Below are 20,902 nucleotides of genomic sequence, written 5' to 3'. Positions count from 1 at the left end.
CCGAGGGGAGCGCACGTGTCCGATCAGCCGCCAGCGCCGTCCGTCTTCGACGATCTGCGCGACGAGAGCACGGAACTCGACCGTCTGGTCGCCGGGTTGGGCCCGGACGGCTGGCGGGCCGGAACCCCCGCGCCGCGCTGGACCGTCGCGCACCAGATCGCCCATCTCGCCTGGACCGACCGCGCGGCGCTGCTCGCCATGACGGACCCGGACGCGTTCGCCGGAGAGGTCGAGAAGGCGATCGCCGCGCCCGAGTCGTTCGTCGACGACGGCGCCGACGAGGGCGCCGCCCTGGCACCGGAGGAGCTGCTCGTCCGGTGGCGCGCGGGGCGGGCCCGGGTGGACGAGGTGCTGCGGGCCGTCGCCGCCGAGAAGCGGAAGTTCCCCTGGTACGGGCCGCCCATGTCCGCCGCGTCCATGGCCACCGGGCGGCTCATGGAGACCTGGGCCCACGGACAGGACGTCGCCGACGCGCTCGGCGTCGTACGGGAACCCACCGACCGGCTGCGGCACATCGCCCGGATCGGCGTCCGCGCCCGGGACTTCGCCTTCGGCGTGCGGGGCATCGACGTACCGAAGGAGGAGTTCCGCGTCGAACTCGCCCTGCCCGGCGGCGAACCCTGGGCGCTCGGGCCCGAGGACGCCGGGCAGCGCGTCACCGGCACCGCGCTCGACTTCTGCCTCCTCGTCACCCAGCGCGCCCACCGCGACGACGTCGACGTCCGCGCCGAGGGCCCCGACGCCGACCGCTGGCTGGACATCGCGCAGGCCTTCGCCGGTCCGCCGGGACCGGGCCGCGCGCCGAAGGGGACCCGCGCATGAGCGCCGCGATACGCCCGCTGCGCATCGGCAACGCCTCCGGTTTCTACGGCGACCGGTTCGACGCGATGCGCGAGATGCTGACCGACGGCCCGCTCGACGTCCTCACCGGCGACTATCTCGCCGAGTTGACCATGCTCATCCTCGGCCGCGACCGGCTGAAGGACCCAGGACGCGGCTATGCCCGTACCTTCGTCCGGCAGTTGGAGGAGTGTCTGGGCCTCGCCGTCGAGCGCGGAGTCAAGATCGTCGCCAACGCCGGAGGGCTCCATCCGGCCGGACTCGCGGACGCCGTGCGGGAGTTGGCCGACCGGCTCGGGATAGCCGTCGCCGTCGCCCACGTCGAGGGCGACGACCTGCTGGCCACCGGCCGGTTCCCGGGCGCGCTCACCGCCAACGCCTACCTCGGCGGCGCCGGCATCACCGCCTGCCTGGAGGCGGGCGCCGACATCGTCGTCACCGGCCGTGTCACCGACGCCGCCCTGGTCAGCGGGCCCGCCGCCTGGCACTTCGGCTGGGCCCACGAGGGGCAGGCCGCGTACGACCGGCTCGCCGGGGCCGTCGTCGCCGGGCACGTCCTGGAGTGCGGCACCCAGGCGACCGGCGGCAACTACGCCCACTTCACGGCCCACGCCCCCGGCGCCTTCCTGCGGCCCGGCTTCCCGCTCGCCGAGATCCACGAGGACGGGTCCGCCGTCATCACCAAGCACCCCGGCACCGGCGGCCTCGTCGACCCGGGCACCGTCACCGCGCAGCTCCTGTACGAGACCGGGGGCGCCCGGTACGCCGGGCCCGACGTCACCGTCCGGCTCGACAGCGTCCGCCTCGACGCCGACGGGCCCGACCGGGTCCGCGTGCACGGCGTGCGCGGCGAGGCGCCGCCGCCCACCCTCAAGGTCGGGCTCAACCGGCTCGGCGGGTTCCGCAACGAGGTCGTGCTCGTGCTCACCGGGCTCGACATCGAGGAGAAGGCCGCGCTGGTGCGGGCGCAGATGGAGGACGCCTTCACCCGCGCCAAATCGGCGCCCGAGCACGTGCGGTGGGAGCTGTCCCGCACGGACAGGCCCGACGCAGGCACCGAGGAGACCGCCAGCGCCCTGCTGCGGCTCGTCGTCCGCGACCGGCGCGAGGAGGCCGTGGGCCGGGCGCTGAGCGGCGCCGCCGTCGAACTGGCCCTCGGCTCCTACCCCGGGTTCCACGTCACCGCGCCGCCCGGCAAGGGCGCCCCGTACGGCGTCTTCGAGGCCGCGCACGTGCCCCGCGCCGACATCCCGCACCTCGCCGTGCTGCCCGACGGCGAACGGCGCCCCGTCCCCGTACCGGACGGGGACACCCGCCCGCTCGCCCCCGTCCCCGCACCGGAGCTGCCCGAGCCGCTGCCGCCGGGCCCCACCCGCCGCGCCCCGCTCGGGCTCGTCGCCGGGGCCCGCAGCGGCGACAAGGGCGGCGACGCCAACATCGGCGTATGGGTCGCGACCGACGACGCGTGGCGCTGGCTCGCGCACACCCTCACCGTCGAGCGGCTGCGCGAACTCCTTCCGGAGACGGCCGACTTGACCGTCGCCCGGCACGTCCTGCCGAACCTCCGCGCCCTGAACTTCACCGTCGAGTCCATCCTCGGCGAGGGCGTCGCCGCGCAGGCCCGCTTCGACCCGCAGGCCAAGGGGCTCGGCGAATGGCTGCGCTCCCGCCACCTCGACATCCCGGAGGCCCTTCTGTGACCGCCCTGGCCAGCGCCCTGGACACCCGGTCCGACGACTACGCCGCGCACCGCGCCGCCCTCCTCGACAAGCTCACCGCGCTCGACGGCGAACACGCGAAGGCGCTCGCGGGCGGCGGCGAGAAGTACGTCCAGCGGCACCGGGGGCGCGGCAAGCTCCTCGCCCGGGAACGCATCGAGCTGCTGCTCGACCCCGACACCCCGTTCCTGGAGCTCTCCCCGCTCGCCGCCTGGGGCAGCGACTACACCGTCGGCGCCTCGCTCGTCACCGGCATCGGGGTGGTGGAGGGCGTCGAGTGCCTGATCACCGCCAACGACCCGACCGTGCGCGGTGGCGCCAGCAACCCCTGGTCGCTGAAGAAGGCCCTGCGGGCGAACGAGATCGCCTTCGCCAACCGGCTGCCCTGCATCTCCCTCGTCGAGTCCGGCGGCGCCGATCTGCCCTCGCAGAAGGAGATCTTCATCCCGGGCGGCGGGATCTTCCGCGACATCACCCGGCTCTCGGCCGCCGGCATCCCGACCGTCGCCGTCGTCTTCGGCAACTCCACGGCCGGCGGCGCGTACATCCCCGGCATGTCCGACCACGTCATCATGGTCAAGGAGAAGGCCAAGGTGTTCCTCGGCGGGCCGCCGCTGGTGAAGATGGCCACCGGCGAGGAGAGCGACGACGAATCGCTCGGCGGCGCCGAGATGCACGCCCGCACCTCGGGCCTCGCCGACTACTTCGCCCACGACGAGCAGGACGCGATCCGGCAGGCCCGCCGCGTCGTCGCCCGCCTCAACCACCGCAAGGCGCACCCGGATCCGGTGGGTCCACAGGCTGTGGAGCCGCCCAAGTACGACCCCGAGGAGCTGCTCGGGATCGTCCCCGAGGACCTGAAGGTGCCGTTCGACCCGCGCGAGGTCATCGCCCGGATCGTCGACGGCTCCGACTTCGACGAGTTCAAGCCGCTGTACGGGGCCTCGCTCGTCACCGGCTGGGCCTCCCTGCACGGCTATCCCGTCGGCATCCTCGCCAACGCGCAGGGTGTGCTGTTCAGCGAGGAGTCGCAGAAGGCCGCCCAGTTCATCCAGTTGGCCAACCAGCGCGACATCCCCCTCCTCTTCCTGCACAACACCACCGGCTACATGGTCGGCAAGGAGTACGAGCAGGGCGGCATCATCAAGCACGGCTCGATGATGATCAACGCGGTCTCCAACAGCCGCGTACCGCACCTCTCCGTCCTGATGGGCGCCTCGTACGGCGCCGGGCACTACGGCATGTGCGGGCGCGCCTACGACCCGCGCTTCCTGTTCGCCTGGCCCAGCGCCAAGTCCGCCGTCATGGGCCCGCAGCAGCTCGCGGGCGTCCTGTCGATCGTCGCCCGCCAGTCCGCCGCCGCGAAGGGACTGCCGTACGACGAAGAGGCCGACGCCGGACTGCGCGCCATGGTGGAGCAGCAGATCGAGACCGAGTCCCTGCCGATGTTCCTGTCCGGGCGGCTCTACGACGACGGGGTCATCGACCCGCGCGACACCCGCACCGTCCTCGGCATCTGCCTGTCCGCGATCCACACCGCACCGTACGAGGGCGCCCGCGGCGGCTTCGGCGTCTTCAGGATGTGAGAACACCAGTGATCTCCTCTGTTCTTGTGGCCAACCGCGGCGAGATCGCCTGCCGTGTCTTCCGCACCTGCCGTGAGCTGGGCATCCGCACCGTCGCCGTGCACTCCGACCCCGACGCGGACGCCCTGCACGTGCGCGAGGCCGACCTCGCCGTACGGCTCCCGGGCGCCACCCCCGCCGACACCTACCTCCGCGCCGACCTCGTCGTGAAGGCCGCCCTCGACGCGGGCGCCGACGCCGTCCACCCCGGCTACGGCTTCCTCTCCGAGAACCCCGACTTCGCGCGGGCCGTCACCGACGCCGGGCTCACCTGGATCGGCCCGCCGCCCGAGGCGATCGAGGCGATGGCGTCCAAGACCCGCGCCAAGGAGCTGATGGGCATCGCCCCGCTCGGCGAGGTCACCGCCGCCGATCTGCCCGTCCTCGTGAAGGCCGCCGCGGGCGGTGGCGGGCGCGGTATGCGCGTCGTACGGGAACTGGCCGAGCTGGAAGCGGAGTTGAAGGCCGCCCAGGCCGAGGCGCTGTCCGCCTTCGGTGACGGCGAGGTCTTCGTCGAGCCGTATGTCGAGGGCGGACGCCATGTCGAGGTGCAGGTCCTCGCCGACACCCACGGCACCGTGTGGGTCCTCGGCACCCGCGACTGCTCGCTCCAGCGCCGCCACCAGAAGGTGATCGAGGAGGCCCCGGCGCCGGGTATCACCCCGGAACTGGGCTCCCGGCTCCATGAGTTGGCCACGCGCGCGGTGCGCTCGGTCCGGTACGTCGGTGCCGGAACCGTCGAATTCCTCGTCGCCGACGGCACCGCGCACTTCCTGGAGATGAACACCCGGCTCCAGGTCGAACACCCCGTCACCGAGGCCGTGTTCGGGCTCGACCTCGTCGCGCTCCAGCTCCGGATCGCCGAGGGAGAGGCGCTGGACCCGGAACCCCCGGCGCCGAGCGGCCACGCCGTCGAGGCCCGCCTGTACGCCGAGGACCCGGCCGCCGGATTCGCCCCGCAGACCGGCACCCTGCACCGGCTCGCCGTCCCCGGCGGCGTCCGCCTCGACACCGGCTACACCGACGGCGACCCCATCGGCGTGCACTACGACGCCATGCTCGCCAAGGTCGTCGCCCACGCGCCCACCCGCGCCGCCGCCGTCCGCGCCCTCGCCGGCGCCCTCGAACGGGCCGCCGTGCACGGCCCCGTCACCAACCGCGACCTGCTCGTCCGCTCGCTGCGCCACCCCGAGTTCACCGCCGCCCGGATGGACACCGGGTTCTACGAGCGCCACCTCGACGACCTCACCACGCCCGAAGAGGACCCGTACGCCCCGCTCGCCGCCGCCCTCGCCCGGGCCGCCACCGGGCGCTCGCGCTTCGGCGGCTTCCGCAACGTGCCCTCGCAGCCGCACGGCAGGAGCTACCGCAGCGTGCCGTACGACACCGCCTACGAGGTGCGGTACCGGCACACCAGGCACGGGCTCGAAGCCGTCTCCGTCACCCGCGAAGGGGCCGCCCCGGACACGGAAACGCCGTACGACATCGCCGGTGTCCGCGTCCTGCACGCCGCACCGCACCGCGTCGTCCTCGACATCGGCGGCGTGCGCCGGACGTTCGACGTCGCCGCGTACGACGACGGCCGGGTGCACGTGAACGGCGCCACCCTCACCGAGCTGCCCCGCTTCACCGACCCCAGCGAGCAGCGCGCCCCCGGCTCCCTGCTCGCCCCCATGCCCGGCACCGTCGTCCGCGTCGCCGAAGGACTCGGCGAGGGCGCGGCCGTCACCGCCGGACAGCCCCTGATCTGGCTGGAGGCCATGAAGATGGAGCACCGCATCGTCGCTCCCGCCTCCGGCACGCTCACCGCCCTGCACGCCCTCGTCGGCCGGCAGGTCGAGGTGGGTGCCCTGCTCGCCGTCGTCCAGGAGGAACAGTCGTGACCGCTCCCGTCCTCGAAACCGAAGAGCACCGCGCCCTGCGCGCCGCCGTCGCCGCCCTCGGCAAGCGGTACGGCCGCGACTACATGACCCGGATCACCAGCTCCGGCGGCCACCCCGAGGAGCTGTGGGCCGAGGCCGCCAAGCTCGGCTACCTCGGCGTGAACCTCCCCGAGGAGTACGGCGGCGGAGGCGGCGGCATCGGCGAACTCTCCATAGTCCTCGAGGAGTTGGGCGCCGCCGGATCGCCGCTGCTCATGATGGTGGTCTCGCCCGCGATCTGCGGCACCGTGATCTCCCGGTTCGGCACCGAGGAGCAGAAGCGCGCCTGGCTGCCCGGGCTCGCCGACGGCAGCCGCACCATGGCGTTCGGCATCACCGAGCCCGACGCCGGTTCCAACTCGCACCGGATCACCACCACCGCCCGCCGCGACGACGACGGCACCTGGGTCCTCAACGGCCGCAAGGTGTTCATCTCCGGCGTCGACATCGCCGACGCCACCCTCATCGTGGGCCGCGCCTCCGACGCCCGTACCGGAAACCTCAAGCCCTGCCTCTTCATCGTGCCGCGCGACGCGGACGGCTTCGGCCGCCGCCAGATCGACATGGAGCTCCAGGCGCCCGAGAAGCAGTGGGAGCTGACCCTCGACGACGTCCGGCTGCCCGCCGACGCGCTCGTCGGCGACGAGGACGCGGGCCTGCTCCAGCTCTTCGCCGGGCTCAACCCCGAGCGCATCATGACGGCCGCCTTCGCGATCGGCATGGGCCGCTACGCGCTCGGCCGCGCCGTCGAGTACGCCCGTGAGCGCACCGTGTGGAAGGCCCCGATCGGCGCCCACCAGGCCATCGCCCACCCCCTTGCCCAGGTCCACATCGAGCTGGAACTGGCCCGCCTGATGATGCAGAAGGCCGCCACCCTGTACGACGCGGGCGACGACATCGGCGCCGGTGAGGCCGCCAACATGGCCAAGTACGCCGCCGCCGAGGCGTGCGTGCGCGCCGTCGACCAGTCCGTGCACACCCTCGGCGGCAACGGCCTGACCCGCGAGTTCGGCCTCGCCTCCCTCATCACCGGCTCCCGCGTGGCCCGGATCGCGCCGGTCAGCCGCGAGATGATCCTCAACTACGTCTCCCACCAGACCCTCGGACTCCCCAAGTCCTACTGAGCGCACACTGAGCGCAATGGGCTGCGACTGAGCACAACTGACCTTCAAAGACGAGGAGTTGGCATGGTGTTCCGGAGTGAGTACGCGGATGTGGACGTCGTCGACGAACCCATCCACGACGCCGTGCTCGGGGGCGCCGCGGCCCGCGGCGACACCCCCGCCCTCGTCGACGGCGTGGCCGGTACGACCCTCACCTACGCGCAGCTCGACCAGTTCCACCGCAAAGTGGCGGCCGGGCTCGCGGCGGCCGGGGTGCGCAAGGGCGACGTCGTCGCGCTGCACAGCCCGAACACCATCGCCTACCCGGTCGCCTTCTACGGCGCCACCCGCGCCGGCGCCTCCGTGACGACCGTGCACCCGCTGGCCACCCCGGAGGAGTTCGCCGGGCAGCTCAAGGACAGCGCGGCGAGCTGGATCGTCACCATCACCCCGTTCGCCGCGGCCGCCCGGCAGGCCGCCGAACTCGCGGGCGGCATAAGGGAGATATTCGTCTGCGACCCGGCGGGCGACTCCGGGCACCGCTCGCTCCTCGACCTGCTCGGCACGGACGCCCCCGAACCCCGTATCGCCGTCGACCCGGCCGAGGACGTCGCCGCGCTCCCGTACTCCTCGGGCACCACGGGCCGCCCCAAGGGCGTCATGCTCACCCACCGCAACATCGCCACCAACCTGGCCCAGCTCACCCCGATGATGCCGATGGGCCCCGGCGACCGCATCCTCGCCGTGCTGCCGTTCTTCCACATCTACGGCCTCACCGCGCTGATGAACGCCCCGCTGCGGCAGGGCGCCACCGTCGTCGTACTGCCACGCTTCGACCTCGACACCTTCCTCGCGGCGATCGAGAAACACCGCATCAACGGCCTCTACGTGGCCCCGCCCATCGTCCTGGCCCTCGCCAAGCACCCGGCCGTGGAGGGCTACGACCTGTCCTCGCTGCGCTACATCATCAGCGCCGCCGCCCCGCTCGACGCCGACCTGGCACGGGCCTGCTCCGACCGGCTCGGCCTGCCGCCGGTCGGCCAGGCCTACGGCATGACCGAACTGTCGCCCGGCACCCACGTCGTCCCGCTGGCCGCCATGGACACCGCCCCGCCGGGCACCGTCGGCAAGCTGATCCCCGCCACCGAGATGCGCCTCGTCTCCCTCGACGACCCGACCGCGGACGTCGCGACCGGCGAACCCGGCGAAGTGGTCGTCCGCGGACCGCAGGTCATGAAGGGCTATCTGGGCAGACCGCAGGCGACCGCCGAGATGATCGACCGCGACGGCTGGCTGCACACCGGCGACGTCGGGACGGTGGACGCCGACGGCTGGCTGTTCGTCGTCGACCGGGTGAAGGAACTCATCAAGTACAAGGGCTTCCAGGTGGCCCCCGCCGACCTGGAGGCGCTGCTCCTCACCCACGACGGCATCGCCGACGCGGCCGTCATCGGCGTCACCGACGACGACGGCAACGAGATCCCGAAGGCGTTCGTCGTCCGCTCCGACCCGGCGCTCACCGAGGACGACGTGCTCTCCTACGTCGCCGGACGCGTCGCCCCGTACAAGAAGGTCCGCCGCGTCGCGTTCATCGACGACGTGCCCCGGGCCGCGTCCGGCAAGATCCTGCGCCGCCAACTCAGGGAAGGGTGAAGGAACCCCACACCATGTCTGCCACGCACCTCGTCCGGCACGACCGCACCCGCGGTGTCACGACCCTCACCCTCGACTCGCCCGCCAACCGCAACGCCCTGTCGTCGGCCCTGGTCGCCGAGGTCACCGAGCTGCTGCGGCGGGCCGGGGACGACGGCGACACCCGCGCCGTCGTCCTCGCCCACACCGGCACCACCTTCTGCGCGGGCGCCGACCTGCGCGACCCGCCGGACCCGGACGCGCTGGTGGGCCTGTTGCGGACGATCGTCGCCCTGGAGAAGCCGGTGGTGGCCCGGGTCGACGGGCACGTACGGGCGGGCGGCCTCGGGCTCGTGGGGGCCTGCGACATCGCGGCGGCCTCCGCCCGCGCCTCCTTCGCCTTCACCGAGGTACGCATCGGAGTGGCGCCCGCCGTCATCTCGATGCCGCTGCTGCCCCGCGTCGACCCGCGCGCGATTGCCCGCTACTACCTGACGGGGGAGCGGTTCGACGCGGCGGAGGCGGCCCGCATCGGTGTCGTGACGGTCGCCGCCGCGGATGATTCCGATGTGGACACCGTGCTCGAACCGGTCCTCGACGGGCTGCGGCGGTCCGCCCCGCACGCCCTGGCCGAGACGAAGCGGCTGCTCACGGTTAAGGTCCTTCAAGCCCTCGACCGGGACGCGGAGGCGCTGACGGCGCTGTCGGCGCGGCTGTTCGCCTCCGACCAGGCCCGGGAAGGGATGACAGCCTTCCTCGAACGACGGGACCCCGCATGGGTGTTGTGACCCCGCCCAAACAGGACCGCTCGCGCGCGACGCGGCGCAGACTCCTGGAGTCGGCGGTGGCGTGCCTGGCCGAACGCGGCTGGTCCGGGTCGACCGTGTCCGTCGTCGCCGAACACGCCGGAGTGTCCCGGGGCGCCGCCCAGCACCACTTCCCGACCCGCGAGGACCTGTTCACGGCGGCCGTCGAGTACGTCGCCGAGGAGCGGTCCACCGCGCTGCGCGCCCTGCGTCCGCGCGGGCGGGCCGAGGCCGTCGCGGCACTGGTCGACCTGTACACCGGGCCGCTGTTCCGGGCGGCGCTGCATCTGTGGGTCGCCGCGTCCAACGAGCCGCAGCTCAGTGGCCGTGTCGTGGACCTGGAGGCCCGGGTCGGCCGCGAGACCCATCGCATCGCGGTGGAACTCCTCGACGCCGACGAGTCGGTCCCCGGGGTGCGGGAGATCGTCCAGGGCCTCCTCGACATGGCCCGGGGCCTCGGCCTCGCCAACCTTCTGACAGACGACGGCGCCCGCCGCCGACGGGTCGTCTCGGAGTGGACGTCGATCGTGGACCGGGCTCTGACTCCATCGTCGTGATCTGCGGCCCGGTGGGGCTTCCCGCGCAGTTCCCCGCGCCCCTGGGTTCGTTCGTCGGGTGCGCCACCGTCGTGGCTGGTCGCGCAGTTCCCCGCGCCCCTGAGATGCGCACTTCGTGCGGCATCTCATCAACGACAGAGGCGCGGCGGAGCCGCAGCCTCAAGGGGAAGGCGCGCGGAGCGCAGCCTTCAGGGGCGCGGGGAACTGCGCGAGAAGCGGCCACCGGCCCGCGCTCGCGGACCGGCCCTAGCCTGCCGGGCTACTGGGCGATGTCGGCGTAACCCCCGATGTCCTGGGGCGAGCGCGACCCGGGGCCGACGTAGCGGGCCGAGGGACGGACCAGGCGGCCCGTGCGCTTCTGCTCCAGGATGTGCGCCGACCACCCCGCCGTACGGGCACACGTGAACATCGACGTGAACATGTGCGCCGGCACCTCGGCGAAGTCGAGCACGATGGCCGCCCAGAACTCCACGTTCGTAGCGAGAACCCGGTCGGGACGGCGCGCGTGCAGCTCGGCCAGCGCGGCCTTCTCCAGCGCCTCCGCGACCTCGAACCGCGGAGCACCCAGCTCCCGGGCCGTCCGGCGGAGCACCCGCGCACGCGGGTCCTCGGCCCGGTACACCCGGTGTCCGAACCCCATCAGCCGCTCACCCTTGTCGAGCGCCCGCCGCACATACGCGTCGGCGTCCCCGGTCCGCTCGATCTCCTCGATCATCCCGAGCACCCGCGACGGAGCACCCCCGTGCAGCGGCCCGGACATGGCCCCGACGGCACCCGAAAGCGCCGCCGCCACATCGGCCCCGGTGGAGGCGATGACCCGCGCCGTGAACGTGGACGCGTTCATGCCGTGCTCGGCGGCGGAGGTCCAGTACGCGTCGACGGCCGCGACATGCTTCGGGTCCGGCTCCCCGCGCCAGCGGATCATGAACCGCTCCACGACCGACTGCGCCTTGTCGATCTCGCTCTGCGGCACCATCGCGACGCCCTGCCCGCGCGCCGACTGGGCGACGTACGACAGCGCCATGACGGCGGCCCGGGCCAGATCGTCGCGGGCCCGCTGCTCGTCGATGTCGAGCAGCGGCTTCAGGCCCCACACGGGCGCCAGCATGGCCAGCGCGGACTGCACGTCGACGCGGATGTCACCGGAGTGGACGGGGATGGGGAACGGTTCGGCGGGCGGCAGTCCGGGATCGAAGGCGCCGTCGACCAGCAGCCCCCACACGTTCCCGAACGACACATGGCCGACCAGATCCTCGATGTCGACGCCCCGGTACCGCAGGGCGCCGCCCTCCTTGTCCGGTTCGGCGATCTCCGTCTCGAACGCCACGACGCCTTCGAGGCCGGGTACGAAGGACGGGTCGAAGTCGGACATCAGGCGGCTCCTCTTGATGCGTGGGCAGGTCTCCCGGTGATGCCCCGTGGGGCGGGCTGCTCAACCGTTTCGGCACTTGGAAGATAGACCTCGGTGCCACAGATGGCGAGAGTTCGCGGCACTCGGTGCCATGTCTCACTCCGCGTGCGGCCGTGTCCCGCCGTCCGGCAGGATGACGCCGTGAACGACACACCCGACCCGGCCGGCATGCGCGAGCAGTACCGCACCCACGACGGCGGCCTGCACGAGTCCGATCTCGCCCCGCACCCCATGCAGCAGTTCACGCGCTGGTTCAAGCAGGCGGCTGCCCCCGGCTCGCCGCTGGCCGAGCCGAACGCCATGGTGGTCTCCACCGCCGACGCCGAGGGGCGCCCCAGCTCGCGCACCGTGCTGTTGAAGTCCTACGACGACGAGGGCTTCGTCTTCTACACCAACTACGGCTCCCGCAAGGCCCGCGAGCTCGCCGTCAACGCCCACATCGCGCTGCTCTTTCCCTGGCACCCGATGAGCAGGCAGGTGCTGGTGACGGGGACGGCGGAGCGGACGTCGCGGGAGGAGACCGAGGCGTACTTCCACTCCCGGCCGCACGGGTCGCAGCTCGGGGCGTGGGCCAGTGAGCAGTCCGCCGTGCTGGCGTCGCGGGCCGAACTGGACGCCGGTTACGCCGCGCTGGTGCGGCGCTATCCGGACGGCACCGAGGTGCCGGTGCCGGACCACTGGGGCGGGTTCCGGGTCCGCCCGGAGACGGTCGAATTCTGGCAGGGCCAGGAAAACCGCCTCCACGACCGACTCCGCTACACCCGGTCCACGCCCTCGTGGCTCCTCGAACGCCTGAGCCCGTGACGAGGGGAGCGCGTCGTCGTCGCCCAGCGCAGCCTCCCCTGGGCGAGCGGAGCTCGCTTCAGGGGCGCGGGGAACTGCGCGAGAAGCGGCCACCGGGCGGCACCCGGCGACGTACCCCTAGAGCCCCGCCAGCACCCCGTCCAGAAACGGCTCGATGGCGGCGCGCCACGCCGCGGGCTGGTCGTAGTGGACGAGGTGACCGGCATCGGCCACCTCGGCGTACTCCCCTCTGGGAAGCACCCGCACCATCTCCTGCGCCTCGGCCCGCCCCAACTGCCCGTCGAGCCCCCGCACCACCAGCGCCGGACACCGCACGGCCGCCAGCTCCTCCCAGTGCGCGTCGTACACCCACGTGGAGCGCGCGGTCAGCATCTGACGGCGCGAGAAGACGGGCCGCCACCCGTCGCCGGACTCGGTCATCACCTCGGCGTAGAACTCCCCGCGCGCCGGATTCGGCCGCTCCACCCAGGGATCGTCCTCCCCGAACCACTTCCGCACGTCCGCGAGCGTCGCGAACGGCAGCGGCCACGCCTTGAACCAGTCCTCCCACTCCCGCTGGGAGGCGGCGCCCAGCGCGGACGCCCGCATGTCGCAGATCACCAGCCCACGGACGAGATCGGGGCGCCGCGCGGCCAGCTGCCAGGCCGTGAGCGCCCCCATCGAGTGCCCGATCAGCACCGCGGGCTCAAGCCCGAGCTGCACCAGCGCCGCCTCCGCGTCCAGCACGTACGCCTCGCGGTCGAAGGGGCCCTGCGTCGGTTTGTCGCTCTGTCCGTGCCCGCGCTGGTCGAGGGCGACCGCCCGATGGCGCTCGGCCAGCCAGCGCGCCGTACCGGCCCAATGGGACGCCCGGCCCATCAGGCCGTGCAGTAAGAGCACTCCCGGACCGCGGCCCGCCTCGGCCGCTTTGGGAGGATCGGCGTACTCCCAGGCCGCCAGGCGGGCCCCACCCGCGCCGGTCACGTCGATGCGCCGTGCCATAGGCCCTGGCACCCCCTTGTGGTCGCGCCTGCAGTCGCGTACCCGCGCACGCTATCGAACCCTTTTTCGAAAGCGTGATGCTCCCCGGTAACACCCCTCGTTCGAGTGACAACACTCAAGGAATGACCGGCGCCACCGAGGGGATCTCTTCCTCGGGGGGCGGACCGCTCGGGGAAAACGGTCCGAAGGGAATGACCCTGGGAGCTCGGGGCTCCGGGTCAGTACAGGGGAGGACAGGCCCCGGCGCCGCAAGGCGCCGGGGCCCTCTGCGTGACGGGCAGGAACATCCGTCGGGCCGGGCCGCTCCCGCTTCCCGCGAGCCCGTCGTGCCCCGAACGGCCGGTCCATCCCAGGCCCCCTCCGGTCATATGCCTCACGCGACAGCCTGGCACGCAGAGCGTCGGAGCGCTGCGATTCCGCACAGTGAATCTTGCTTTCTGCGCAAAGGCGCAGCATGCGCGAATATCAGTCAACTCGCCTCCGTGACGCGGAGGTTGACGCCGGCCCCCGGATCGTCGCCGCACGGGCTACCGCAGCCGCACCGGGCGCACTCGGCACACCCGGCGCAGTGGACGTACGCGGATCAGCGCTTGGCCACGAACACGTGCGAGGCGACCTCGGACTCCAGCTCCGCCGCCTCACCGCTGCTGCCCACGAGCACCCCGCCCGGCGACTGCGTCACGCTGACCACCGAGCCGGGCTGCACGCCCGCCCGGCGCAGCGTGTACATCAGCTGCGCGTCCGTCTGGATCGGCTCGCCGATGCGGCGGACGACGACGGTCATGCCGTCCCCGCTCGCGTCCAGATCGGCGAGCGAGACCATGCCCTCGTCCAGGAACGGGTCCGCGCCGTCCTTCTCGCCCAGCTCCTCCAGGCCCGGAATCGGGTTCCCGTACGGCGACTCGGTCGGGTGGCGCAGCAGCTCCAGCACGCGCCGCTCCACCGCCTCGCTCATCACGTGCTCCCAGCGGCAGGCCTCCGCGTGCACCTGCTCCCACTCCAGGCCGATCACATCGACCAGCAGACACTCGGCGAGCCGGTGCTTGCGCATGACGCGCGTCGCCAGGCGCCGCCCCTCGTCGGTCAGCTCCAGGTGCCGGTCGGCGGCGACGGCGACCAGGCCGTCCCGCTCCATCCGGGCCACGGTCTGGCTGACCGTCGGGCCGCTCTGGTCGAGCCGCTCGGCGATCCGGGCGCGCATGGGGACCACACCTTCCTCCTCAAGCTCGAGGATGGTGCGGAGGTACATCTCCGTGGTGTCGATCAGTCCGGACATACGTGCCCCTCGTATAGCTGTGTAGCTACGCGGCAGCCCCGCTGGCTGGCCGCACAGCGCGTGCGCTGGCCCTGACACCAATTCTGACGCATACCGCTGACAACCGTGCCGCGCCAGGGGAACCCCGGGGAAACAAGGGGTCCGGCGCGCTCCGGGGGTGTATTGACAGAGCCCTGGTCCAGACCGCACGGTGATCCGCGACACCGAGACCCAAGGGGCTACGCCGATGAGCGACAGCAGCACACTGGCCGCGCAGTACCTCGACGCCTCGATCGCCCTCCTGGAGCGGGTCAGGGACGAGGAGGCGGGGAACATCGAAGCGGCCGGCACCCTGCTCGCCGACACCGTGACCGCGGGCGGGCGCCTCTTCGCGTTCGGCGCGGGTCACTCCTCGCTCGCCGCCCAGGACGTCGTCTACCGCGCCGGAAGCCTCGCCCTGATGAACCTGCTGGCCGTGCCCGGCGCGGTCGGCGTCGACGTCATGCCGGCGACGCTCGGCTCGGCTCTGGAGCGGGTGGACGGGCTCGCGGCCGCCGTCCTGGACGCCAGCCCCGCCAAGGCCGGCGACGCCCTGGTGATCATTTCCCTCTCGGGGCGCAACGCCCTGCCGGTCGAGATGGCGGTCAACGCCCGCGCGCTCGGCCTGAAGGTCATCGGCGTGACCTCCCTGTCCTACGCGACCGGGCCCGACGCCCCCACGTCCCGGCACGCCTCGGGCACCTTCCTGCGCGACCACTGCGACGTGGTCCTGGACTCGAAGATCGCCGTGGGCGATGCCGAGCTGACCTACGAGGGCGTCGACGCACCCTTCGCCTCGGCCTCCACCGTCACGACCAGCGCCCTGATGCAGTCCACCCTGGCCACCTGCGCCGCCATCCTCGCCGACCGCGGCGTGCAGCCCCCGCTGCTGCGCTCGGGCAACGTGGACGGCGGCCACGCCTGGAACGCGAAGGTCTTCGCCGAATACCGGGACCGAATCTTCTACCAGCACTAGACCGCGCGGCGCCCCTGAGCGAGCGCAGCTCGCTCCAGGGGCGCGGGGAACTGCGCGAGAAGCGGCCACCGGCCCGCGGACGTGGTGCGACCCAGGGGCGCGGGGAACTGCGCGACCAGCCACGACGGCGCCGCACCCGGGACGACGGCTCAGCCCGCCAGATCGACCGCCCCCGCGATCAGCGCGGCCACGCTCTCCGCGTACATCGCGTCACTCCGTTCGAACCGCACCCGGCTGCCGCCCCGCAGAAACGTCACCACCCCCAGCGTCCGCCCCCGGCTGCGCAGCACCGCGCACAGCGCGTACCGGCTCCCCTCCGGCCACTGCCGCCCCGCGGCCCAGGCCACCTCGTCCTCGGTGCTCGCGGCAGCGGCCCGCACGGAACCGGCCCGCTCCACGCACTGCACCGCCGGATGCCCCTCCCCGTACCGCACCGGCAGCGCCCCGCGCGTCACCAGCAGCCCGGGCCCGCCGGACGGCGTCGCGGCGGCCCGCACCAGCCGCACCGGCTCCTCGCTCACCAGCAGATCGACCACGGCATGATCGGCGAACCCGGCCAGGGCGAAGTCCAGGTGCACCGTCGCCGCCTCGGCCGGATCCTCGCACTCGGCGGCGGCCCGCGCGGCCCGGTGCAGCTGATGCGCCCGGAACCGCAGCTGCGCGGCCTCCTGCTCGGTGTGCTTGGCCTCCGTGACGTCCTGGAACAGCCAGCCGACCCCGAGCGGCACCGGCTCCTCCGCGAGCGGCGAGGCGAGCCGCACGAACCCGCTGCGCCAGCACCGCCGCTCCTGCTTCCCGTCGGGCACCCGCACCGTCACCCACACCTCCATCGGCGACGGCGGCGCCCCCTCCGACAGCACGTGCGCGAGCGCGCCCTCCAGCTCCTCGACGCCCTGCGAGATCAGCTCGCCCAGGGGCCGCCCGAGCACGGCGGTGCGCCCGGAGCCGAGCGCCCGCGCCGCGTGCGCGTTGACCACGGCGGGCCGCAGGTCGGCGTCGACGAGCACCACACCCCACGCGGCGTCCTCGAACAGCGCCTCGCTCAGGGCGATGGACCGCTCCAGGTCGATCTGCGCGTGCACCTCGCTGAAGGCGCAGTACACCCCGGCGGGCTTCCCGTCGGACCCGCGTACGGCGGCGGACTGGGTCCGTACGAGAACCCGGCCGCCCTCCTTGGTGACGAGGGCGAACTCGTGGACCTGCCGCCCCGACGCGTGCATGGCGGCCAGCAGCCGCTCCTGGACCTCCTCGGCGTCGGCGGGCCGCACGGCCCACCCCGCGAACCCCTGCCGCCCGACGGCCTCCGCCGCCGACCAGCCGAGTATCCGCTCGGCCTCGCGGTTCCAGTGGGTCACCACCCCGTCGGCGTCGAACGCGCACAGCGCGGCGTCCATCCCGTCGAGCAGCGCGGCCAGCAGATCGGCCCCGTCCGGCTCGTCGGGCCCGAGCTCATCTGTGGTTCCACTACGCCGTGAAGCACTCACCTGGCACCCCCCGCAGGCTGTGTCGGCGTCCTGCTCAGATCATTCAACTCGAACGTGACGCATCCCACATGGAGTTCTGTCAACTTCGGAGAAATCGAGCGGCAGATGGAATCAGGTGAACACACGGGTCCAGCATGCAGTCCTGGACCGCGCTCCGCGCAACCCCCGACCGGGGCGTGAAAAACCGGTTGAGCGTGCTCCGGGGGCTCCCTAGGCTGTGTCGTACAGACTGAAAGGAGGTGGTTCGGAGCATGTATGCACACCGGACGTCTGAGGTGACTGCGGGCTAGAGCCCGACGTCGCATCACGTATTCGGCGCCGGACCAGCCGGCCCAATTCCACGCAGTCACCCGACCCGCGAGCTGCCGGTACGTCCGGCCGGCTTCCACCCGTCTCGACGGGGGAACCACGGCTCGCGGGTCGCCTGCGTCCCAGGGCCCGGTCAGCCCTTGCTGACCGCCGCCAGGATCTCCGGCAGCCGGTCCGCCGTGCGCGGGGCCGCGAGGCGCAGGCCCAGGACGGTGAGCGCGGCGCCGTAGACCGCTCCGGCCGGGAGCAGGGTCCAGGCCCAGGAGTCCGCGCCCGTCGCGTGCAGGGCGATCGTGAGCGCGATGACGGGGGCGCACAGCAGTGCCGCCGCGACCATGCCGCCGAAGATCGCTATCCAGGCGAGCCCCGCCTGACCGGGCGCCACGTTCTTGTAGCCCTCCTGCGGGATCGAGTAGGGGAAGCGGGCCGAGGTCCAGGCGCCCGTCGCGAGCATCGCGCCGAGCAGGGCGAAGGACAGGCCGAGCGTCTCCGGCAGGGCGTGCCAGGCGCCGAGCAGCGCCGTCGTGACGACCGTGACCAGGGCCGCGTACGGGAGGGTGATCAGCAGCAGCGCCAGCGTGCGGGCGCGCAGTTCGGCGTAGGCGTCGCGGGCGTCGGAGATGGTCATCGCCACCATCCAGAACGCCGAGGTGTCCTGGCCGAACTGGTTGTACATCTGGATGCCGAGCATCCCGGCGGCGAAGCACGCGAAGTAGACCGAGCCGGTGCCCTGGAGCGCGTTGAAGACCGGCACGATCAGGCCGATGGCGAGCGAGGTGACCCAGGCCGCCTTGGTCTTCGGATCGCGCCAGACATAGCGCAGGCTGCGCTCCATGACGGCGCCGGTGCGGCCGCCGGGGAGCAGCCGCGGGCCGGTGCGGCGGGTGCGCCGGGTGGGCTCCGAGGTCTGGAGGGTGGAGCCGTCGGGCGAGGTCATCAGCCGGTCCAGGGCCCGCCGCCAGAGCAGCAGCAGGCCGGCCAGTGCGGCGGCGCAGAGCGCGAGTTGGGCGACGGCCGTGCCGTACGCGCCCCTGCCCGCCGAGTCCACCGCGCCGACCGCCGACGCGGGCGGCACCCAGCGCAGCACCCGCCCGGTGGGGTCGAGGGCGTCGATGCCGCCCGCCGAACCCAGCTTCTGCACGCCGAAGTTGACGAGCTGGGCGCCGACCGCGATGACGAGGCCGCTGAGCACGGCGAGGTCGCGGCCCTTGCGGCTGGTGAGCAGCCGGACGTTGGCGGCGGCCACCGTGCGGGCCAGCGCGACACAGGTGAGCAGGGCGAGCGGGACGGCGACGACGGCGGCCACCGCACCGGCCGGGCCGCGCGCGGCCGCGTACCCGGCGCCCCCGAGCACGCAGAGCGTGAACAGCGGCCCGATGCCGACGAGCGAGGAGACCAGCAGCCCGCGTACGAGCGGGTCGGTGCGCAGCGGCAGCATCACCAGCTTCGTCGGGTCCAGGGTCTCGTCGCCGCTGGGGAAGAACAGCGGGAACACGGCCCAGCCGAGCGCGAGCAGCAGGGTGAGCAGGACGCCGACGGTGCCCGCGTGCGCGTTCCCGTGCAGCAGGATCAGGCCGAGCAGGACCAGCGCGGTGAGCAGCAGCACGAGGGCGGCCGAGCCGAGATAGGCGGCCAGGCGTCCGCCGGACTGCCGCAACCCGTTGCGCAGCAGGGCGAGTTTCAGCCGGACCAGCGTCCCGGTGAGGGGCGCGGCGCCGGTCACGCCGGGGTCCCGGGCTGGTTGCCGAGCCAGTCGAGCGTGCCGCCGTCGGCCCGCCCCTGCGCCCCGACCAGTTCCAGGAACGCCTCCTGGAGCGATCCGGCGGAGCCGCGTACGTCGGCCAGCGGCCCCTGCGCCCTGATGTGTCCGGCCGCCATCACCGCGACCCAGTCGCACAGCGACTCCACCAGCTCCATGACGTGCGAGGAGAAGACGACGGTGGCCCCGGACCGGGTGAACCGTTCGAGGACGCCGCGGATGGTCTGCGCGGACACCGGGTCCACGCCCTCGAACGGCTCGTCGAGGAAGAGGACTTCGGGGTTGTGGAGGAGCGCCGCGGCGAGGCCGATCTTCTTGCGCATGCCGGTGGAGTAGTCGACGACCAGTTTGTGCTGGGCGGAGGCCAGATCGAGGACGTCCAGCAACTGCCCGGCCCGTTTGTCGACCTCGGCGCCGGGCAGCCCGCGCAAGCGCCCGGTGTAGGCGAGGAGTTCGCGCCCGGAGAGCCGCTCGAAGAGGCGCAGGCCCTCCGGGAGCACGCCGATCCGGGCCTTCACCGCCGCCGGATCGGCCCAGACGTCGTGGCCCGCGACCTGGACGGTGCCCCGGTCGGGTCGCAGGAGTCCGGTGACCATGGACAGGGTCGTGGTCTTGCCCGCGCCGTTCGGCCCGACCAGGCCGATGAACCGGCCCGCGGGAAGCGCGAGTTCGATCCCGGCGACCGCGGTCTGCCGTCCGAAGGACTTCCAGAGGTCATGTACGCGTACGGCCGCCGCTGGCTCGGTCATGGGTGAACCCTATGCGGGGCGGGACCCGGCCTCCGGCAGGCGCCGCGCCGACAGGTCCTTACCGGCGCCCGCTCTCGCGCCCGCACGCGTACGCCAGGGGCGAGATCAGCTCCTCGGCGTCCGGCAGCCAGCGGTTGGCCGCGGTCGGCCTGCACGCCCACTGCACGGCGCCCTGGCTGCCGAAGCGGGTCGGGGGAGCGGCGACGAAGGCGCCCTCGCCGAGCGCGACCAGATCGAGGGAGGCGGGCGGCCAGCCCAGTTTCCGTACGAGGTCGGGGACCTTCAGGGTGGCGCCGGGCAGGACGAAGAACTGCATGCGGCGGTCGGGGGTGCAGGTGACCGGGCCGAGGGTCAGCTCCATGCGCTCCATGCGGGCCAGGGCGAGAAACCCGGCCGTCTCGGGGACGTCGATCGCGTCGAACGTACGGCCCGTGGGGAGGAGGATCGAGGCCTTGGGCTGCTTCGACCACACGCGGCGGGCGACGGTCGCGCTGCCGGTCGCCTGGGTCGCCCAGTCGTCCCGCGCGGGGTGCGCGCCGGGGCGCGCGCACTGGCGGTCGTCGCACGAGCAGCGCTGGACGCCGTCGTCGAACTCCAGCCAGGTTCCGGGGAACACGTCCCAGTGCCGTTCCTCCGCATAGCGTACGGCGGTGTCGAGCAGGGATTCGCCGCGCTGATTGGGGATCTGTCCTGAAGCCGTGACAGGGCCGGGGCTGACGGGGCCGACGGGTGAGGTGACGTCCGAGGTGCCTGCGATGGTCTCTTCCACGTCGTTCTCAACTCCCGCCCTTCCCTCGGGTTACGGGCGCACGTAAGGAGGAGGAGGGAGCATCGTTCCCGCATGTGGGGCGCATGGGTGCATGGGTGGGGGCGCGCATGGGCAGCGGCAGCGGGGGCCGGGTAGCCAGGGACCAGAAAGCGAGGGCGAGGGG

Annotated in this window: 17 protein-coding genes; 10 read left to right on the top strand and 7 right to left on the bottom strand. The window is 73.0% G+C overall.

All coding sequences use genetic code 11. From position 1 onward, the window contains the following. Positions 1–15: 15 nt before the first annotated feature. The 8 genes from K377_RS22820 to K377_RS22785 all read left to right on the top strand — a co-directional run bounded on the left by K377_RS22820 (position 16) and on the right by K377_RS22785 (position 10,203). Positions 16–822, top strand: coding sequence for a TIGR03084 family metal-binding protein (locus K377_RS22820; protein WP_111665334.1), 807 nt, complete (start codon positions 16–18; stop codon positions 820–822). Then, positions 819–2,540: an acyclic terpene utilization AtuA family protein gene (locus tag K377_RS22815; RefSeq protein ID WP_111665333.1), complete on the top strand. Its 1,722-nt coding sequence runs from the start codon at positions 819–821 to the stop codon at positions 2,538–2,540. Before K377_RS22820 ends, K377_RS22815 begins: the two co-directional genes overlap by 4 nt. Next, a complete protein-coding gene (locus K377_RS22810) occupies positions 2,537–4,144 on the top strand; it encodes an acyl-CoA carboxylase subunit beta (protein WP_111665332.1) in 1,608 nt (535 codons plus the stop codon). The genes K377_RS22815 and K377_RS22810 overlap by 4 nt, the downstream gene beginning before the upstream one ends. An 8-nt stretch (positions 4,145–4,152) precedes the next feature. Then, positions 4,153–6,066, top strand: a complete 1,914-nt coding sequence (locus K377_RS22805; protein WP_111665331.1) for a biotin carboxylase N-terminal domain-containing protein — start codon at positions 4,153–4,155, stop codon at positions 6,064–6,066. Beyond that, the gene (locus K377_RS22800) at positions 6,063–7,229 is read left to right on the top strand and encodes an acyl-CoA dehydrogenase family protein (RefSeq protein ID WP_111665330.1); all 1,167 of its coding nucleotides are present in this window, start codon (positions 6,063–6,065) and stop codon (positions 7,227–7,229) included. Before K377_RS22805 ends, K377_RS22800 begins: the two co-directional genes overlap by 4 nt. Before the next feature lie 66 nt (positions 7,230–7,295). After that, a complete protein-coding gene (locus tag K377_RS22795) occupies positions 7,296–8,861 on the top strand; it encodes an AMP-binding protein (protein WP_111665525.1) in 1,566 nt (521 codons plus the stop codon). 14 nt (positions 8,862–8,875) lie between these two features. Next, entirely contained in the window at positions 8,876–9,628 is a 753-nt protein-coding gene (locus K377_RS22790) for an enoyl-CoA hydratase family protein (protein ID WP_111665329.1), read from the top strand. After that, a complete protein-coding gene (locus tag K377_RS22785; RefSeq protein ID WP_111665328.1) occupies positions 9,616–10,203 on the top strand; it encodes a TetR/AcrR family transcriptional regulator in 588 nt (195 codons plus the stop codon). The genes K377_RS22790 and K377_RS22785 overlap by 13 nt, the downstream gene beginning before the upstream one ends. 259 nt (positions 10,204–10,462) lie before the next feature. Here the strand turns inward: K377_RS22785 and K377_RS22780 are convergent, their stop codons facing one another. Continuing rightward, positions 10,463–11,575 carry a citrate synthase 2 gene (locus K377_RS22780; protein ID WP_111665327.1) on the bottom strand — a complete coding sequence of 371 codons (1,113 nt, stop codon included), beginning with the start codon at positions 11,573–11,575 and terminating at the stop codon, positions 10,463–10,465. A 207-nt stretch (positions 11,576–11,782) separates the two neighbouring features. Here K377_RS22780 and pdxH point away from each other — a divergent pair, with 207 nt between their 5' ends. After that, positions 11,783–12,418 carry a pyridoxamine 5'-phosphate oxidase gene (gene pdxH, locus K377_RS22775; RefSeq protein ID WP_237551661.1) on the top strand — a complete coding sequence of 212 codons (636 nt, stop codon included), beginning with the start codon at positions 11,783–11,785 and terminating at the stop codon, positions 12,416–12,418. Between the two features lie 117 nt (positions 12,419–12,535). Here pdxH and K377_RS22770 read toward each other — a convergent pair whose 3' ends face one another. Both K377_RS22770 and K377_RS22765 read right to left on the bottom strand, forming a co-directional pair. After that, positions 12,536–13,399, bottom strand: coding sequence for an alpha/beta fold hydrolase (locus K377_RS22770; protein WP_111665325.1), 864 nt, complete (start codon positions 13,397–13,399; stop codon positions 12,536–12,538). A 583-nt stretch (positions 13,400–13,982) separates the two neighbouring features. After that, positions 13,983–14,675, bottom strand: a complete 693-nt coding sequence (locus K377_RS22765; RefSeq protein WP_111665324.1) for a metal-dependent transcriptional regulator — start codon at positions 14,673–14,675, stop codon at positions 13,983–13,985. Between the two features lie 226 nt (positions 14,676–14,901). Here K377_RS22765 and K377_RS22760 point away from each other — a divergent pair, with 226 nt between their 5' ends. Beyond that, complete coding sequence (locus tag K377_RS22760) at positions 14,902–15,669, top strand: SIS domain-containing protein (RefSeq protein ID WP_111665323.1); 768 nt, start codon at positions 14,902–14,904, stop codon at positions 15,667–15,669. Between the two features lie 149 nt (positions 15,670–15,818). Here K377_RS22760 and K377_RS22755 read toward each other — a convergent pair whose 3' ends face one another. The 4 genes from K377_RS22755 to K377_RS22740 all read right to left on the bottom strand — a co-directional run bounded on the left by K377_RS22755 (position 15,819) and on the right by K377_RS22740 (position 20,739). Next, a complete protein-coding gene (locus K377_RS22755) occupies positions 15,819–17,153 on the bottom strand; it encodes a PAS domain-containing protein (RefSeq protein WP_111665322.1) in 1,335 nt (444 codons plus the stop codon). Between the two features lie 442 nt (positions 17,154–17,595). Beyond that, the gene (locus K377_RS22750; protein WP_111665321.1) at positions 17,596–19,185 is read right to left on the bottom strand and encodes a transporter; all 1,590 of its coding nucleotides are present in this window, start codon (positions 19,183–19,185) and stop codon (positions 17,596–17,598) included. After that, a complete protein-coding gene (locus K377_RS22745) occupies positions 19,182–19,970 on the bottom strand; it encodes an ABC transporter ATP-binding protein (RefSeq protein ID WP_111665320.1) in 789 nt (262 codons plus the stop codon). Before K377_RS22745 ends, K377_RS22750 begins: the two co-directional genes overlap by 4 nt. A 58-nt stretch (positions 19,971–20,028) precedes the next feature. Beyond that, on the bottom strand, positions 20,029–20,739 hold the full coding sequence (locus tag K377_RS22740; RefSeq protein ID WP_375605944.1) for a bifunctional DNA primase/polymerase: 711 nt from the start codon (positions 20,737–20,739) through the stop codon (positions 20,029–20,031). Positions 20,740–20,902 lie beyond the last annotated feature (163 nt).

This window comes from Streptomyces sp. PsTaAH-137, from assembly GCF_003259365.1.
Classification (GTDB): domain Bacteria; phylum Actinomycetota; class Actinomycetes; order Streptomycetales; family Streptomycetaceae; genus Streptomyces.
Note: the sequence above shows the minus strand (reverse complement) of the source record. Positions and strands in the feature narration are given on the sequence as shown.

What these genes read in the sequence shown, in the direction of transcription:
- K377_RS22815 (WP_111665333.1), top strand. Translation starts at nt 819, where the DNA reads ATGAGCGCCGCGATACGCCCGCTGCGCATCGGCAACGCCTCCGGTTTC.
- K377_RS22790 (WP_111665329.1), top strand. Translation starts at nt 8,876, where the DNA reads ATGTCTGCCACGCACCTCGTCCGGCACGACCGCACCCGCGGTGTCACG.
- K377_RS22785 (WP_111665328.1), top strand. Translation starts at nt 9,616, where the DNA reads ATGGGTGTTGTGACCCCGCCCAAACAGGACCGCTCGCGCGCGACGCGG.
- K377_RS22780 (WP_111665327.1), bottom strand. Translation starts at nt 11,575, where the DNA reads ATGTCCGACTTCGACCCGTCCTTCGTACCCGGCCTCGAAGGCGTCGTG.
- pdxH (WP_237551661.1), top strand. Translation starts at nt 11,783, where the DNA reads ATGCGCGAGCAGTACCGCACCCACGACGGCGGCCTGCACGAGTCCGAT.
- K377_RS22770 (WP_111665325.1), bottom strand. Translation starts at nt 13,399, where the DNA reads ATGGCACGGCGCATCGACGTGACCGGCGCGGGTGGGGCCCGCCTGGCG.
- K377_RS22765 (WP_111665324.1), bottom strand. Translation starts at nt 14,675, where the DNA reads ATGTCCGGACTGATCGACACCACGGAGATGTACCTCCGCACCATCCTC.
- K377_RS22760 (WP_111665323.1), top strand. Translation starts at nt 14,902, where the DNA reads ATGAGCGACAGCAGCACACTGGCCGCGCAGTACCTCGACGCCTCGATC.
- K377_RS22745 (WP_111665320.1), bottom strand. Translation starts at nt 19,970, where the DNA reads ATGACCGAGCCAGCGGCGGCCGTACGCGTACATGACCTCTGGAAGTCC.